The sequence below is a fragment of the Streptomyces sp. NPDC034111 genome (genome assembly GCF_055575375.1).
Genome location: NZ_JBVIST010000011.1, coordinates 166,923 through 182,947, shown reverse-complemented (window position 1 = coordinate 182,947; position 16,025 = coordinate 166,923). Strand labels below are relative to the sequence as shown.

Here is a 16,025-nt window from a genome sequence, read left to right as displayed (position 1 = left end):
GGCGGCCGTGAGGAGGGACGATGAGGGCTCTGACCTGGCACGGAAAGCGCGATGTACGGATCGACACGGTGCCCGACCCGAAGATCCAGGATCCGGCCGACATCATCGTCCGTGTCACCTCGACCGGTATCTGCGGGTCGGACCTGCACCTCTACGAGGTGCTCGGCCCCTACATCGACCCCGGTGACATCCTCGGCCACGAGCCGATGGGCCTCGTCGAGGAGGTGGGACCCGACGTCACGGCCGTCGCGGTCGGGGACCGGGTCGTCGTCCCGTTCAACGTCTCGTGCGGCACCTGCTGGATGTGCGAGCAGGGCCTCCACTCCCAGTGCGAGACCACCCAGGTCAAGGAGCGGGGCATGGGCGCCGCACTCTTCGGCTACACCAAGCTCTACGGCCAAGTACCCGGCGGCCAGGCCGAATTGATGCGGGTGCCGTTCGGCAACACCTTGCCCGTCAAGGTGCCGCACGGCCCGTCGGACCAGCGGTTCGTCTACCTCTCCGACGTGCTGCCCACCGCCTGGCAGGCCGTCGCCTACGCCGACATCCCGCCGGGCGGCAGCGTCACCGTGCTGGGCCTCGGCCCGATCGGGGACATGGCCGCGCGGATCGCCCTGCACCAAGGGGCCCGCCAGGTCATCGGCGTCGATCTGGTCCCCGAACGTCTCGCCCGGGCCCGTGAACGCGGCGTCCACACCCTCGACCTCAACGAGTACGGCAAGGACATCGGCGAGGAGGTCCGCCGGCTCACCGACGGCCGCGGAACCGACGCCGTCATCGAGGCCGTCGGCATGGAAGCGCACGGCGCTCCGCTGACGAAAGCCGCCCAGAACCTCACCGGGATGCTGCCCGACGCACTGGGGGAGAAGGTGCTGGGACGCGCCGGGATGGACAGCATGGCGGCCTTCAACACGGCCGTCGACGCGGTACGCCGCGGCGGCACGATCTCCCTCGTCGGCGTCTACGGAGGGGCCGTCGACCCGGTGCCGATGCTCAGCCTGTTCGACAAGCAGATCCAGCTGCGCATGGGCCAGGCCAACGTCAGACGGTGGGTCGATGACATCCTGCCGCTCCTCGACGACGAGGACGTCCTCGGAGTGGAGCACTTCGCCACCCATACGCTGCCCCTGGAGGACGGCCCCCAGGCGTACAAGACCTTCCAGGCCAAGGAAGACGGCATGGTCAAAACGCTCCTGACGCCATGAAACGCCCCTGACACCATGACGGGTGCCCTGGCGACGGGGCGGCCGGGCCCCTGCCGCGGTGCCACGGACGGCCGGCTACGGACCGTCGGTGGCCTCGCGGGGTTCGAGCGGCGCGGTGGCCGGGCCGTGCAGGACGGCGCCGTCGATGCCGAAGCGGGACCCGTGGCACGGGCAGTCCCAGGTCCGTTCGGCGTCATTGAAGCCGACCAGGCACCCGAGATGGGGACAGACCGCGGAGACCGCGTGCAGCTCCCCGCCGTCATCGCGGTGCACCGCACAGTGCCGGCCCCGGAGCCGTACGACGGCGCCGCCACCGGGCGGGATCGCGGCGACGGCGTCGGGCTGCGCCGGCCGCAGCCGGTCGGCGAGGAAATGGCGCGCGGTCGAGAGGTTGGCCTTGACGAAGGTGCCCGCCTCGGCGACCGGGTGGAGCCGCCGCGGATCGTACAGGCCCGACCAGGCCGGCTTCTTGCCCTGGATGAGGTCGCAGAGCAGCCGGCCCGCCATGACGCCGCCGCTGAGGCCCCAGCCGCCGAAGCCGGTCGCGACATAGACGTGCTGGGTCGCGGGGTGGAAGAGCCCCACGTGCGGGACCTTGTCGGTGGTCCAGTTGTCCTGGGTGGCCCAGTGGTGGGTGATCTCGTCCACCGGGAAGTGCTCGCGGGCCCAGGCGATGAGGCGGGTGAACCGCTCCGAGACCTGGGCCTCGCCGGGGGTGAACTTCTCACCCGTCACGAGGAGCAGCCGCTTCCCCTCCCCGTAGGGGGCGCTGCGGACCGACCGGGTGCCCCCGTGGGGCGTGAGGTACATCCCGTGGGGCGCGCGGGCCTCGTCCAGCGGAGCGGCGACCACGAGTTCGCGCTGCGGGCTGAGCCGGGTGAACGCCAGGGACCGGTCGAAGACGGGGTAGTGGGTGGCGAGGACGACGTCCCCGGCCGTCACCGAGGCCCCGGACCGGGTGGTCAGCCGGCACGGACGGCCCTCCCGCAGGCCGGTGACACGGGTGTGTTCGTAGATCCTCCCGCCGTGCCGGGCCAGATCACGGGCGAGACCGAGGAGGAACCGCCGTGGGTGGAACTGCACCTGGTGGTCCACCCGGATGGCCGAGCCGGTGGGGAACGGCAGCCCGGTGTCGGTGACGAGCGACGCCTCCAGCCCGGCCGCGCGGGCCGCGTCGACCTCGGCCGTGATCTCGTCGTCGTGGTCCGGGTGCGCCGCGTAGGTGTAGGCGGGCCGGCGTTCGATGTCGCAGTCGATTCCGAGTTCGGCGGCGGTTGCCACCGCATGCTCCACGGCGTCGCTCTGCGACTGGGCGTACAGCCGCGAGGCCCCGACGCCGTACGTGGCACGCAGATGCGCGTAGATGAGGGAGTGCAGGGCGGTGAGCTTGGCGGTCGTACAGCCGCTCACGCCCGCGGCGATGCGTCCGGCTTCGAGCAGCACCACCGAACGCCCGGTCCGGGCCAGCTCCCACGCCGTGCAGAGCCCCGCGATGCCGCCGCCGGCCACCGCGACATCGGCCCGCAGGTCCTCGCCGAGTTCCGGGTACGCGGTCGGTTCGGCCGTCTCCATCCAGTAGGACCTGGGTACGCCAGGAATGGTGTCCATAACGCCCGTATACCCGTATACGCGTGGTGTTGGGTTGTGCCTCGCCGTGATCGGTGCATACGGAGGGCGGCGAGCCGGGCGGCCCCAGGACGCCGGCGCGACGAGCGGGCGTCGGTCAGCCCCGGTGCGCCCCGTGTGGGTGTGCCCGCCGCCGGCCGGTGCTGGGCGTCCTGATCAGGACGCCCACCAGCTCCGCCAGATCGGCAGCGCCCGCCGGATCGTCCGCGTAGCGGGTGGTCCGGAGGGGGCCGACCTCGGCCGGTACGACACCTTCCCGCGCCAGCACGAACAGCAGGGTGAGCAGGGCCGCCCTGGCGTTGCCGTCGGTGAACGGGTGGAAGAACGCCACGTCCAGGTAGGCCCGGGCGGCCCGGGCGGCGAGCGCCACCCCCGGCTCGTCGCTGCCGCGCAGACAGCGCGCGAAGTCCGCCTCGGTGTGCGGGGTCAGCCGGTAGCGCTCGCGGCCACCCTTGGCGTACGCATCGCCCGACCGGAACGGCGCCCCGGCCGTCCCGAGGAGCAGCCGCTGCCAGCCGGCCAGCAGACCGAAGGTGAGCGGTGCGTGGCGTACGGCGTCCGCGCGGGCCAGGGCGTAGGCGGCCAGCAGACGCGCCGCACGGTCCGGATCGCGGCGGCGGACCGGCCCCTCGCACCAGCTGAGAAAGCCGTCCACGGCCGGCGCGACCGGGCCGGGGGTCTGGTCCGCCGCGCCGGTACGCGCCCAGTCGACCTGCTGTCTGACCCGGCACCATACGGCCAGCGCATCGGCCTCACCCGCGGTCATACCGTTCCTCCAGGTCGGCGCGTTCCGGCTGGTCGCGGTAGGGCAGCTGCCCGGTCAGCCCCACGGCCAGGTCCTCGCTCACCGCGTCGATCAGCGTCGTCCGGGGCGCGGCCCAGCTCCTGAACCGCCCGCCGATGGCCTCCTCCACCGCCCCGCGGGCCGCTGCGGGAGCCATCCCGGTCGAGGTGAGGAACCACTCCAGGGCCAGGGCGCACTGCCCGTACCAGCCGCTCTCCGCACCGGTGCGGTCCAGCACCCGCGTCACCAGCCGCACCGAGGCCCGCTCCAGGTGCCAGCTGCGGTCCTCCGGCCCGGCCTGCGGGGGCGGCGCCAACTCCGCGAAACGACCGGCCAGTTCGGTCAGCCAGTCCCGCCACTCCAGCAGGCCCGCCACGGCCCGGGCGGCGGTCTCGTCCGGTGTGGTCACCGAGCAGGGGCCGCAGCACCAGCTGCCGACCACGCCACCCCCTTCGCCGACACTCCAGTTCCAGTGCCGGGCCCACGGCCCGTAGCGGTCCAGGAAGAGGTCGCCCACCTCCCTTTCGCACCATTTCTCCGCCTGCCACCAGCCCTCGTAGCGGGACAGCACGGGCGGCACACACTCCTTGATCAGGGCGGTGACGCGGGCCTCCTCGGCCTCGTCCCAGCCGAACGGGTTCCGCTCCGGGTCCACCTCGTGCCAGGTCAGCGGGCGGTAGGGCGAGTCGGGCCCGGTCTCTTCGGTTGACGTGGTGCACTCCCTGCGCGCGACGGATCGGACGGTCGCGCGATTATGCCCGGCCCTCGTCCGTACCGCTTCCGAATTACGGGGCGGGCGGTCCGAGGGGGAGGACACTCCCTCGGCGGAGGGGAGTTGTACCGGGTTGGGCAGTGCCGTGGCTGCGACCACTGCCCAACCCGGGGTTTCAGGCCTGCGGCACCAACTCAGGGTGCTCGTGTGCGCAGGCATCGCCCGCTCCGCCCGCGCCGCCGTCGAGTCCGTAGGCGTCCCATACGGGGAACGGGTCGTCGCAGAGCGCTTCCCCGTCGGCCGCGAGGCAGCCGGTCAGCGCCGCCCGAAGGGCCTCGGCGCGCAACCCGGTGCCGATGAAGACCAGTTCCTGGCCCTGGCTGTCGCCGGCCTCGCGGGCGCCGGAAGGCTCGAAGCGGGCGACCGCCCCGGCCTGGGACCACAGCCCGGTGATGTCCGGGCGGCTGGCCAGCCAGAAGAAGCCCTTGGAGCGCAGGATCCGGCCGTAGGCGCCGCTGTCGAGTCCTTCGGTGACGAAACTCCAGAGCCTGCCGGGGTGGAACGGCGCGGACGCACGGAAGACCGTGCTGGAGATGCCGTACTCCTCGGTCTCCGGGACGTGGTCGCCGTTGAGCTCCCGCACCCAGCCCGGGGCCTGCTGGGCCCGGTCCAGGTCGAACAGTCCGGTGCCGAGGATGTCGCCGGCGTCCACCCGCCCGTGCCGGGCAGGCACGATGCGGGCGGCCGGATTGAGGCGGGCGAGGGTGGCCCGGAGCTGGGCGGCGCTGCGCTCGTCGACGAGGTCGGTCTTGTTCAGGACGAGGACATCGGCGAACTCGATCTGGTCCATCAGCAGGTCGCTGACGGTGCGTTCGTCGTCCTCGTACTGGTCGAGCCCCCGCTCGGCCAGCCCGTCGCCTCCGTTCAGCTCCGGCAGGAAGTTGGCCGCGTCGACGACCGTGACCATCGTGTCGAGCCGCGCCACGTCCCCCAGGGTGGCCCCGTCGTCGCGTGGGAAGGCGAAGGTGGCCGCGACCGGCATCGGCTCCGAGATGCCGCTGGACTCGATGAGGAGATGGTCGAAGCGGCCCTCGCGCGCCAGCCGGTCGACCTCTTCGAGGAGATCGTCGCGCAGGGTGCAGCAGATGCACCCATTGGTCATCTCGACGAGGCGTTCCTCGGTGCGCGAGAGTGCGGCCTGGCCGCCGCGGACCAGTGCCGCATCGATGTTGATCTCACTCATGTCGTTGACGATGACCGCGACGCGCAACCCCTCCCGGTTGGCCAGGACATGGTTGAGCAGTGTGGTCTTGCCCGCGCCGAGGAAGCCGGACAGCACGGTGACGGGCAGTCGGTCGAGCGTCATACCGTCTCAGCGCTCCGGGTGGAGCAGCCCGCGTTCGTACGCCTTGGCCAGCCGCTGCGGAACCAGGTACGAGGAGCCGTCGACGGTGATCGGCACCAGCTGGGGCGTCCTGGCCTTCCACTGGGCGCGGCGGTGCCGGGTGTTGCTGCGGGACATCTTCCGCTTGGGTACGGCCATGACGAACTCCTCATGAGTAGGCGGCGGGTGGCAACGACGACCAGGCTATATGAAAACGGAATCCATTTTCAAATATTGCGGTGGTCAACCCGCGCGCACGGCCCTCACCGGAAGGCGGCGATATGGCGCCGCGCCCAGTCGGCGAACGAGCGGGGCGCACGCCCGAGCACCTGCTCGATGTGAGGACTGATCCGCTGCTCGGCCGCGGTGGGCGCGCCGAGGATGTCGAGCGTGGTCTCCACCACCGGCTCCGGCATGAACTCCAGCATCTGCGCGCGGGCCTCCGCACGGCTCTGCCCGACGAACCGGACGGGCTCGCCCAGTGCCTCGCCGATCGTCTCGGCCCGCTGCCGCGGCGTACTGAGCGCGGGCCCGGTCAACTCGTAGACCTGCCCCGCGTGCCCGTCCCCGCGCAAGGCCGCGGCGGCGACCTCGGCAATGTCGGCCGGATCGACGGTCGGCAGCCCGACGTCACCGAACGGCGCCGCGACGCTCCGCAGGACCCGCACCGACTCGGCCCAGGCGTACGCGTTGGAGTCGAAACCGCTGGGCCGCAGAATCGTCCACTCCGCCCCCGACTGCCGGACGGCGTCCTCAAGCGCCCGCGCCCTGCCGCCATGAGAGGGCGACTGCGGCCGGGTGGCGACCCCTTGGGAGGACAGCAGCACGATCCGCCCGATACCGCCCGCTCGCGCGGCGCCCAGGATGTCCGACGGGCTGATCCGGTGCGCCGACGCCCCGGTGTCATGCAGAAACAGCGCATCCGCGCCGTCGAAAACCGGCCGCAGGCTCTCCGGGGCGGTCAGGTCCGCCCGGCGGTTCCGGACGCCGTCCACCGGCACGGCCCCGTCCGAGGCGCCCCGGGACACCGCCGTCACCTGCTCACCGGCTGCGGCCAGTGCCTGCACAAGCGGTCGGCCGACATTGCCGGTTGCTCCCGTCACCACGATCACAAACAACAACTCCCCTGTCATACCAGCATGGTTGGTCACGCCCGAGCGGGCGGGAACGTCGCGCGGGCGGTCCGGCCTCGCTACGACACGGGGACGCTAACACCGCCCGTATAGTAGGTACCTAGAGGAAAGTGACCAGGCCGAGGGAGAGTGGTGACCGTGGTGGCCGGTGACACAGGAGCCCAGCGGGCGGGCGCTACCGACCGGACGCCGCTCGCGTCGGCCGATCCCGAACAGGCCTGCCCGGTCAGCCCCGTTGTGGACATCGTCTTCAGCCGGTGGACCACACCGATCCTGTGGACCCTGCACGCACACGGCCGGCAGCGGTTCGTCGAACTCGAACGACGGATCGCCAGGATCACACCGAAGGTACTGACCCAGCGGCTGCGGCAACTCGAACGCGACGGCCTGGTCGTGCGCACCTACCACCCGGAGGTTCCCCCACGGGTCGAGTACACCATCAGCGAACTCGGCCGCAGCCTCGCCCCGCTCTTCGCCCACCTCACCGAATGGGCCACCACCCACCTCGACGAGGTCGAACGGGCCCGTCACGCCTACGACACCGATCCCGGGCGTTAGGGGGTGTCTTGTCGATCAGGCCGGGCTCCAGCCTGATCGACAAGACACCCCCTAACGGCCGCGGCCCGGCCCTTCTGCTCCGCCTCCGGTCGGCCGTCCTACTTCGCCTCCGGTTCCGGTGCCCGCTCCGGCGCGGACAGCTGCGCCGAGGCGTCCACGAGTGAGGCCGTGAAAGCGTGACGCGGCGCGGTGAGCACCTGACGCGTCGGCCCCTGCTCCACGAGCGTGCCACCGTCCAGCACGCCGATCCGGGTGGCCGCGGCGGCAGTGGCCAGATCGTGCGTGATCAGCACCAGAGAGAGGTCCTGACGCTCACACAGCAGCCCGGCGAGCGTGTCGAGCAGCCCGCGCCGGGTCACCGCATCGAGACCCGATGTGATCTCGTCGCAGATCAGGACGCGGGGCCGGGCGAGCAGGGCACGGGCGAGCGCACTGCGCTGCAACTCGCCCCCCGACAGCCGGCCCGGCCTGCGCCGCACCACGCCCTCGGCGAGACCGAGGCCGGACAGGGTGCGCAGGGCCTCGGCCGACGCCTCCGCCGGGTCCGCTCCGCGCAGCCGCACCGCCGTCCGGGCCACCTGGTCCAGGACCGGCCGGTGCTCGTCGAACGCCGCCCGCGCATCCTGGAAGACGTACTGGACCGCGGCCAGTTGGGCACGCGTCCGGGCACGCAGACTACGCGGGAGCGGCGCGCCGTCGAGCAGCAGCTCGCCCTCCTGATCCCGGTGGAGCCCGGCCAGACAGCGAGCGAGGGTGGTCTTACCGCTGCCCGAACGGCCGATCAGCGCGAAGAACTCGCCCGAATGGAGGGTGAGTTCAGGGATGCGGAGCGCCGGGGGCGGGCTGCTGCGGGCGGTCGTATCGCGGTAGCGCGCGGAGAGGTGACGTATCCGGAGCACCGGGTGGGCACGCGTCCGGGCTTCGGGCTCAGGTGCCTCGGGTTCGGGATCGGGTGCCTCGGCGCAGCGTTCACGCTCGCTCAACTTGGCTTCCGGCGCGACGAGTTCGGCCGCGAGGAGTTCGGCCGTCCAAGGATGCTGCGGTGCCAGGAACAGCCGGTCGGTGGGGCCGGCCTCCACCACCCGGCCGTTCCGCATCACCAGCACCTCATCGGCGAGCGCCCGCACCACATCCAGATCATGACTCAGCAGGACCACGGCGATGCCCTGCCGGGCAATCGCCGCCAGCCGGCCGACGATGCGCCGCTTGGTCACCGCGTCCTGCCCGGTGGTCGGCTCGTCCGCGACCACCACACCCGCGCCGGGCAGCAGCGCCTGAGCCAGAACGACACGCTGCTGCTGGCCGCCCGAGAGCTGATGCGGATAGCGGCGGAGCAGGGCCTCGCCCTCCGGGAGTTGGGCGAGGGAGAGGGCCTGCCGCAGCCGCGTACGGGCCGCTGCCCGGCGCTCGGCCCGGGGCAGGCTGCGTACCTGGCCGCGCGCGATGTCGTGGAGCAGCGCGCCGGCCCGGCGCACGGGGTTGAGCGCCGCACCCGGGTGCTGGGGTACGTACCCGACCAGGCCGTCGGGCACCCGCACGTTGCCCGTCACCCGTGCGCCCGGCGGGTACTCGCCGAGGAGGGCGAGGCCGGTCGTGGTCTTGCCGCTTCCGGACGCACCGACGAGCGCCGTGACCTTCCCTGGCACGACGGAGAGGCTGACCCCGTCGACGACCGTCCGGCCGCCGACCTCGATGCGCAGATCCTTGACCTCGGCAATCGCGTCCGCGCCCATGCCCGGGCCCGCTCCCTTGATGTCAGCGGCCGCATCCACGTCCGTTTCCCCTTTCCCGGTACGGCTTTTCCAGCACGGCGTCGAAGAGCAGATTGGTTCCCGTGGTCAGGGCCGCGATCAGCAAGGCCGGCACCACCACCGCCCAGGGCTGGAGGAACAGCCCCGTACGGTTGCGGTCCACCATCACCGCCCAGTCGGCGGCGTCCGGCGCGACACCGACACCGAGGAAGGCCGCCGTGGCCACGAGGTAGAGCACGCCCGTCAGACGCACGCCCGCATCCGCGACGAGGGTGCGGCCGATCGTCCGGCCGACGTAACCGAACGCCATCCGCCGCCAGGTCTCGCCCTGCATGCGCAGCGCCTCGACGGCGGGGCGGGCGGCCGCCTCGGACGCGGCGGCGCGCACCATCCGCGCCGCGTCGGGGATGTTGACCAGGGCCACCAGCAGCGCGAGCCCCACCGGGCCCGGCGAGGCCACCGCCGCCACCAGCAGGATCAACAGCAGCGACGGCACGGCGAGCAGCACGTCGAGGGGCCGTATCAGCAGTTCGTCCAGCCACGTCCGGTGCGTGAGCGCCGCCAGCAGTCCGAGCGGCAGCGCCACCAGATAGGCCAGGGCCGTTGCGGTCAGCGCGACCAGGACCACGGAACGGCCGCCGAGCAGTATCTGCCGCCAGACGTCCCGGCCGATGAAATCCGTGCCGAGCCAGTGCCCGTCGGCGAGCGTGAAGGAGGTCGCACGGGGCCCCGGCCCACCCGCGAACACCGGCCCGAGCAGGGCCAGGGCGAGCGGTACGGCCACGATGAGCAGAGCCGGAACGAAGCGTGCGGGACGGGCGCAGACGAGGCGTGCGGGACGGGCGCGGACGAGGCGGTGGAGGAGGACGGCAACGAGACGTGGGGGACGAAGGGTGAGGACGAGGCGAGGGGGACGAGTGCGAGCGGGGAGTGGGGGACGAGAGGTGGGAACGCGGCGTGAGCGACGAGGATCGGTTGGGCGGTGTCCGGGGCCGGGGCCGGGGCCGGTGCCGCTGCCGGGCAGGCGTTTCATGCGGCCACCCCCGCCCGCGGAGCGAAGCGATGGGCGACCAGATCCGCACCGAGATTGAGGACAACGGTGGTCAGACCGAACACCACCGCGAGCCCCTGCACCACCGGCACATCGCGCTCCGCGACCGCGTTCATCAACACCGTGCCCAGCCCGGGGATCACATACAACGCCTCGACGACGAGGACACCGCACAGCAGCCAGTCGATCGTGCGGGCGAGCTGCTGGGCGGCCGGCGCAAGGGCGTTGGGCAGCGCATGCGCGTACCGGATACGGACGGCCGGGACGCCGTAACGGCGGGCCTGGGCGGCGTACGGCGAGGCGAGGGCGTCGATCATGCCGGCGCGCACCAGACGGGTCAGTGAGCACACCGGGCGCGACAGCAGTACGAGGACGGGGAGCACCAGCGCCGCCGGGTGGGCGAGCAGATCGGTGCCGTAGCCGACGGCGGTCGGTGGCAGCCAGCCCAGGCGCAGGGCGAACACGGCGACCAGCAGCACGCCGGACGCGAACTCAGGGACCGCGTACACGGCCAGCGTCACCGAACTGACGAGCCGGTCCACAAGCCGCCCTTCGTGCCGGGCCGCCAGCACACCGAGGCCCACTCCGGCCGGCACCAGCAGCGCCAGCGTGAGCACGGCGAGCAGCACGGTCGGCCCGAAGCCGTCCGCCAGGTACGTACTGACGGGCCGCCCGGAGGTCAGGGACGTACCGAGGTCGCCGTGCAGCAGCCCGGCCGCCCAGACGGTCAGCCGCTCGTACGCCGGACGGTCCAGATGCATCGCCGTACGGATGGCCGCGATCCGCTCCGGATCGGGCTGGTCGCCGGCGAGCACCACCGCGGCGTCACCCGGCAGCGCCTCGGTCAGGGCGAAGACGAGCAGCACGACGGCCGCGGTCTGCGCCACACCGAGCAGCAGCCGCCGGACGACCCAGGAGCGCAGCCCGCTCACACGCCCGCGCGAGCGCCGGCCCAGGCGCCCGCCCACACGCCCGCGCAAGCACGGGCCCAGGTATCCGCCCACGCGCCCGCTCACGCCAGCCAGACCTTGTCGAAGCGCGCCCAGTCGAGGGAGTTGGCGGGGGCCTGCCGGTCGACGCCCCGGACCCGGAGGCCGGTCCCCAGGATCCAGTCCGCGAACCCCCAGACCAGGAAACCTCCCTCGGCATACAGGCGCCGCTGCATACGGGCGTAGACGGCGGCCCGGTCCTTCTTGTCCTTGGTGGACTGGGCCTGCCGATAGAGGGCGTCGAAGTCCTTGTGCCGCCAGCCGGTCGCGTTCGTGGTGGAATCCGTCAACAGGCGCTGGGAGATATGCGACTCGATGGGCATGGCGCCGGAGCGGTAGCAGCACAGCGTCCCGGAGTCGAGGATGTCCGTCCAGTAGCTGTCCTTGCTCCCGGTCCTGACCTCGACGGTCACGCCGGCCTTGGCGGCCTGATCACGGAAGATCGCCGCTGACTCGGTGAATCCGGCGGCGACCGGAGAGGTGTCGAGCGTGACCTTCAGCCCCTCCGCACCGGCCTGCTTCAGCAGATGACGGGCCCGGCCGAGATCCTGGGCGCGCTGCGGCAGCCCGTCGGCGTAGTACTCATAGCCCTTGCCGAAGAGGTCGTTGCCGATCTCGCCGGCGCCCGACAGCGCGCCGTCGACCAGCTCCTTCCGGTCGGCGATCAGAAAGAACGCGGCACGGACCCGCTTGTCGTCGAACGGCGGCCGGTCGGTCTTCATCGCGAACGCCTGCATCGAGCTGTTGCGCAGCCGGACGATCCTGATCTGCCCCTGGTCCTCATGGGCACGGGCGGTGGCGGGGTTGAGCTCATGCGCGTACTCCACCTGACCGCCCAACAGGGCGTTGGCGCGCGCCGATTCCTCATTGGCGATGACGAACTCCAGCTCGTCGAGGTAGGGCGCGCCGTCCCAGTAGTCGTCATTGCGGCGGAAGACCGCGGACTTACCGGGCGCGAACGACACAAAGCGGAAAGGGCCGCTGCCGACCGGCCGCCGGTCGAAGTCCTGCGCGCCCTCGGGAACGATGTACGCGCCGAACGCGGCGAGCACATTGGGGAATTCGGCCGTCGGACGCTTGAGGACGAACTCGACGGTCCGGGCGTCCACCGCCCGGCTGGCCTTGAGGTCGATCGGCTCCAGTGATGCCTTCGCCCGGAAGGCCTTCTTGGGGTCGGCGATCCGTCGGTAGCTGTAGAGCACGTCCCGGGCGGTCACCGGCCGCCCGTCGTGAAAGGTGGCCTTACGCAGCGAGACCCGCCAGCGGTCCAGGCCGGCGTTCGGCTGCCACGCCGAGGCGAGCCGGGGCCGGGCGGCGAGGTCGGGGCCGAAGTCGGCAAGCTTGTCGAAGAGCGCCTTGGCGCGGGCGGCATCGGCGAAGAGATTGCCGAGGTGCGGGTCGAGGGTCTCGCTCGCCCCACCACCCGCAAAGGCCGCCCGAACGCGCCCGCCACGGCGCGGTCTGCCCGCGGAGGCATCCCGCAGCCCGGAATCCCCGCCATCACTGCAACCGGTGAGCCCCAGCGCACCGAGACCGACCGCCCCACCGGCCGCAGCAAGCAAGGCCCGCCGGGCCACACCGGCCGGGTGGGGTGATGCGGACGACGGACGAGGGGAGTTGAAAGGTACGTGCGGCACGGCGGTGTCCTTACCGGAATCGATGGGAAGAATGTCCAACGCTCCTCACGGAGCGTGACAACGCGGGGAACTAACTACTCTCCGTAATCGTTGCCGAGTTGAAGGAGGAAGCGAGCGCGGGGGCGTGGCGTCAACGGAACGCACTCACGCGGGCGACGCAGTCACGTGAGCGACGAACCGACGTGAGCGACGAACTCACGCGAGCGACGAACTCACGCGAGCGACGAACCGACGCGAGCGACGAACCGACGCGAGCGACGAACTCACGTGAAAGTGGGCGCCTTTGAGTTCTGACTTCGTCAGGTGTCACTCCTGAGGCGCGCGACAAGATGCAGCCGGTCTCCGTCGGCCTTGGGGGGTCTGTCGGCCGTATCGGGTCTGTCGGCCGCGGCGGGTCTGTGGGCCGCGGCGGGTCTGTGGGCGTCGGTCGTGGCGGGGCCATCGGTCGTGTCGGGCCCGCCGGGCGTGGTGGGCCCATCGGCTGTAGGAGCCGCCTGAGCCGCCTGAGCTGTCTGGGTCGTATCGACGGGTGCGTCGCCCTCGCGCCAGGGCGGTTCCGTACGGGGCCCGGGGCCGTCGTGCAGCGCGAGCACGTCGAAGCCGTGGGTGGCCAGGACATGGCGCAGCTCCTGGGGGAAGAGCAGGCGCCAGGCGGAGCGCTGCTCGACCGGTGGGGATCCGTCGTCAGCGGTCCATACGCGGGTGCGGCGCAGCAGTTGGGCTGCGCGGTCCACGTGCAGGGTGGTGGCGGAGCGGTAGGTGACGCCCTCCCAGGCGATGTGGTCGCTGGTTGGGCGGTCCAGGAGTTGGGTGCGGCCGAGGAAGAAGGCTCCGTTGCGCAGCTCCGCGAGGAGCAGGCCGCCGGGTGTCAGCGCGCGGCGGCAGGAGGCCAGAAAGCCGTCGAGCTCCGCATTGGTGTGGCAGTACAGCAAGGCGCTGTCCAGACACACCACCGCGTCGAACTCCTGCTGGGGGAAGGTGAATTCGCGGAGGTCGGCCGGTATGTAGGTGGGGCCGGGGTGGTGGGTGCGGGCGTACTCCAGCATCGTGGCGGAGAGGTCGGCCCCGGTGACGGTACGGCCGGCACGATGCAGATGGGCGGCGTCGCGTCCGGTGCCACAGCCGATGTCCAGGACTCGCGGGCCGGCCCCGTACTGCCGCAGGGTGTGCTCGGCCCAGCGGCCTGCCAGGCGTTCGGGGTCGGGGAAGCGGGCCTCGTACAGCGCGGGGTTGGCGGTGAGCAGGTTGCCGGCGGTCGCGGTCATGTGTGCCTCCTCGCGCTGCTGCTGCTGCTGATGCGGTCGGGTTCGGGGCCGGGGGCAGGGGCAGGGTCGCCGTCGGGGTCGGGGTGGTGCGGGGGCTGGGTGGTGTGGGCGGGGCCTGGGTCGGGTGGGGGTGGGGTGGTGTGGTGGGGCGAGGGTGGTGTGGTGATGGGGCTGGGGTCGCGGGCGTCGCAGGGGAGTGTGTTGGCGGGGGTGGGGCTGGGGTTGAGGGCGGCGTTGGGGGTGGCGCGGGTGGATGTGGTGTGCGTGGGCGTGGGGGTGGAGTGGGGTGAAGTGGTGGGGGTGCTCTTGGCGTTGGGGGTGGACTTGATTGTGGGGGTGGGATGGGTTGTGGGGGTGGGGAAGGGGTGGCGGTGGTTCAGGTGGGTGAGGGCGGTGGTGGAGGCGAGGCCCAGGGTGAGGCAGCAGGCCCAGGGGAGCCATGGGGCGCCTGCGTGTTCGCCGGCGTCCATGGCCCAGCCGACGACGGCGTTGCCCACGGCCGCGGCGATGCCGGAGACCACGTAGAACAGCCCGAAGTAGGTGCCGGTCAGTTCGGGGCGGCCGAAGCGGGGGATCAGCTCCATCACGAACGGCTGGGCGATCATGACGCCCACGTAGAGCAGCAGGGTCCCGGCCAGGACGGGGAGGGCGTGGAGCACCGCGGTGGCTGGGTCGTCGGGTGCCGCCCCTGCCCAGGCTCCCGATATCGCCATCGGCGGTACGAAGCCCAGGGCCATCAGGGCGATGCCCGTACCGATCCAGCGCGTTCGGCTGCCGCGTTTCTTGAGTGCCTGGGTGAGGCGGAGTTGGAGGCAGAGGTTCGTCAGGGTGCCGACGAGGAAGACGAGGCCGGCCGCGCCGTCCCAGCCGGTGGCCCGGCGGGCGCCGTCGGGGATCAGCAGATAGAGCTGGTTCTCCATGGTGAACATGCCGACCATGGAGAGGGAGAAGGCCAGGAAGGCGCGGTTGCCGAGCACTTCGCGCCAGTCGGCGACGACGCTGCCGTTGGACGGGGTGGCCTCGCGCGCGGGCAGCACCAGGGCCTGGGCGACCGTGAGCACCGCGAAGAGTGCGGACGCGGTCAGCGCGGCGGCCTGGAAGTCGACGAGCAGCAGGGCGCTGCCGAGCAGCGGGCCCACCAGTGCGCCGGTGGTCGCGAAGATGTTGAACAGGGCGAACGCCTCGGCCTTGCGCTCTCCCGCCTCCAGGGCGAGGTAGGCACGTACGGCCGGGTTGAACAGCGCCCCGGCAAGCCCGCTGAGCACCGAGGCGGCCAGCAGTACGGGCAGTCCGTCGCCGAGGGCGAAGAGACCGAAGCCGACGGTGCGCAGCGCGCATCCGGCGATGATGACCCCGCGTGCGCCCAGCCGGTCGGCGGCCGATCCGCCGAGGAGGAACAGGCCCTGCTGGCTGAGGTTGCGCACGCCGAGCACCATGCCGACGACGGCCGCCGACAGCCCGAGGTCCGTGCCGAGGTGGACCGCGAGGTAGGGGATGAGCAGGTAGAAGCCGGTGTTGACGCCGAGCTGGTTGACCAGGAGAAGTCGTATGGCGGGCGGGAAGCCGCGTATCTCGTGCCAGGTTTTCACGGCCGCTGCCTTTCTCGGGCTGTGCCGTGCGGGTGCGGGTGCGGGTGCGAGTTCCCGTATGCCGGGTGCGGGTGCCCGTATGCCGTGTGGGGGTTTTCGTGGGTCATGTGGGGTGTCCGTTTGTCATGTGTCCTGTGTCGTGTGTCATGTGCCGCTGTTCGGCGGCCTGTTCACGTGCGGCTGTTCGGCGGCCCGTTCATGTGCGGCTGTGCGGCTGTGCGGTTGTTCGGCTGCTCGTTGGGCGTGTGGCGTTGTTCGTCGGACGAGTGCCGATCTCCGTAGCCGGCGCCCCGCCGCCAGTAGCCCCCGCACTGCCGCCCGTCAGCCCGCTCCTCAGGCCC

12 protein-coding genes and 2 pseudogenes are annotated in these 16,025 nt (G+C 71.9%); 2 read left to right on the top strand and 12 right to left on the bottom strand.

Annotated features, from left to right (window positions below; translation table 11 throughout):
- Positions 1-20 precede the first annotated feature (20 nt).
- A complete protein-coding gene (locus ACZ55A_RS24240) occupies positions 21-1,205 on the top strand; it encodes a zinc-dependent alcohol dehydrogenase (RefSeq protein WP_468843619.1) in 1,185 nt (394 codons plus the stop codon).
- A 75-nt stretch (positions 1,206-1,280) separates the two neighbouring features.
- Here the strand turns inward: ACZ55A_RS24240 and ACZ55A_RS24235 are convergent, their stop codons facing one another.
- The 6 genes from ACZ55A_RS24235 to ACZ55A_RS24210 form a co-directional block, all read right to left on the bottom strand.
- Complete coding sequence (locus ACZ55A_RS24235) at positions 1,281-2,813, bottom strand: FAD-dependent oxidoreductase (protein ID WP_468843616.1); 1,533 nt, start codon at positions 2,811-2,813, stop codon at positions 1,281-1,283.
- Between the two features lie 115 nt (positions 2,814-2,928).
- Complete coding sequence (locus ACZ55A_RS24230) at positions 2,929-3,597, bottom strand: Fic family protein (RefSeq protein ID WP_468843614.1); 669 nt, start codon at positions 3,595-3,597, stop codon at positions 2,929-2,931.
- Positions 3,584-4,270: a hypothetical protein gene (locus tag ACZ55A_RS24225; RefSeq protein ID WP_468843612.1), complete on the bottom strand. Its 687-nt coding sequence runs from the start codon at positions 4,268-4,270 to the stop codon at positions 3,584-3,586. Before ACZ55A_RS24225 ends, ACZ55A_RS24230 begins: the two co-directional genes overlap by 14 nt.
- Before the next feature lie 232 nt (positions 4,271-4,502).
- The gene (locus tag ACZ55A_RS24220) at positions 4,503-5,693 is read right to left on the bottom strand and encodes a GTP-binding protein (protein ID WP_468843610.1); all 1,191 of its coding nucleotides are present in this window, start codon (positions 5,691-5,693) and stop codon (positions 4,503-4,505) included.
- A 6-nt stretch (positions 5,694-5,699) separates the two neighbouring features.
- Positions 5,700-5,870 (bottom strand): 50S ribosomal protein L32, encoded by a 171-nt coding sequence (gene rpmF, locus ACZ55A_RS24215; RefSeq protein WP_468843607.1) that lies wholly within the window; start codon positions 5,868-5,870, stop codon positions 5,700-5,702.
- A 104-nt stretch (positions 5,871-5,974) separates the two neighbouring features.
- Positions 5,975-6,823, bottom strand: a complete 849-nt coding sequence (locus ACZ55A_RS24210) for an NAD(P)H-binding protein (RefSeq protein ID WP_468843795.1) — start codon at positions 6,821-6,823, stop codon at positions 5,975-5,977.
- A 162-nt stretch (positions 6,824-6,985) separates the two neighbouring features.
- Here ACZ55A_RS24210 and ACZ55A_RS24205 point away from each other — a divergent pair, with 162 nt between their 5' ends.
- Positions 6,986-7,402, top strand: a complete 417-nt coding sequence (locus ACZ55A_RS24205) for a winged helix-turn-helix transcriptional regulator (protein WP_468843605.1) — start codon at positions 6,986-6,988, stop codon at positions 7,400-7,402.
- A gap of 98 nt (positions 7,403-7,500) precedes the next feature.
- Here the strand turns inward: ACZ55A_RS24205 and ACZ55A_RS24200 are convergent, their stop codons facing one another.
- The 6 genes and pseudogenes from ACZ55A_RS24200 to ACZ55A_RS24175 all read right to left on the bottom strand — a co-directional run.
- Entirely contained in the window at positions 7,501-9,135 is a 1,635-nt protein-coding gene (locus ACZ55A_RS24200; RefSeq protein ID WP_468843793.1) for an ABC transporter ATP-binding protein, read from the bottom strand.
- Between the two features lie 22 nt (positions 9,136-9,157).
- Positions 9,158-9,940 carry an ABC transporter permease gene (locus ACZ55A_RS24195; RefSeq protein ID WP_468843790.1) on the bottom strand — a complete coding sequence of 261 codons (783 nt, stop codon included), beginning with the start codon at positions 9,938-9,940 and terminating at the stop codon, positions 9,158-9,160.
- 242 nt (positions 9,941-10,182) lie between these two features.
- On the bottom strand, positions 10,183-11,136 hold the full coding sequence (locus tag ACZ55A_RS24190; RefSeq protein ID WP_468843603.1) for an ABC transporter permease: 954 nt from the start codon (positions 11,134-11,136) through the stop codon (positions 10,183-10,185).
- Positions 11,137-11,216: 80 nt separating this feature from the next.
- Entirely contained in the window at positions 11,217-12,830 is a 1,614-nt protein-coding gene (locus ACZ55A_RS24185; RefSeq protein WP_468843601.1) for an ABC transporter substrate-binding protein, read from the bottom strand.
- Positions 12,831-13,348: 518 nt separating this feature from the next.
- A pseudogene (locus tag ACZ55A_RS24180) lies at positions 13,349-14,095 on the bottom strand (class I SAM-dependent methyltransferase); the annotation flags it as partial.
- 338 nt (positions 14,096-14,433) lie between these two features.
- Positions 14,434-15,684, bottom strand: a pseudogene (locus ACZ55A_RS24175) (MFS transporter); the annotation flags it as partial.
- Between the last annotated feature and the right edge of the window lie 341 nt (positions 15,685-16,025).

What these genes read in the sequence shown, in the direction of transcription:
- ACZ55A_RS24240 (WP_468843619.1), top strand. Translation starts at nt 21, where the DNA reads ATGAGGGCTCTGACCTGGCACGGAAAGCGCGATGTACGGATCGACACG.
- ACZ55A_RS24235 (WP_468843616.1), bottom strand. Translation starts at nt 2,813, where the DNA reads ATGGACACCATTCCTGGCGTACCCAGGTCCTACTGGATGGAGACGGCC.
- ACZ55A_RS24230 (WP_468843614.1), bottom strand. Translation starts at nt 3,597, where the DNA reads ATGACCGCGGGTGAGGCCGATGCGCTGGCCGTATGGTGCCGGGTCAGA.
- ACZ55A_RS24220 (WP_468843610.1), bottom strand. Translation starts at nt 5,693, where the DNA reads ATGACGCTCGACCGACTGCCCGTCACCGTGCTGTCCGGCTTCCTCGGC.
- rpmF (WP_468843607.1), bottom strand. Translation starts at nt 5,870, where the DNA reads ATGGCCGTACCCAAGCGGAAGATGTCCCGCAGCAACACCCGGCACCGC.
- ACZ55A_RS24200 (WP_468843793.1), bottom strand. Translation starts at nt 9,135, where the DNA reads ATGGGCGCGGACGCGATTGCCGAGGTCAAGGATCTGCGCATCGAGGTC.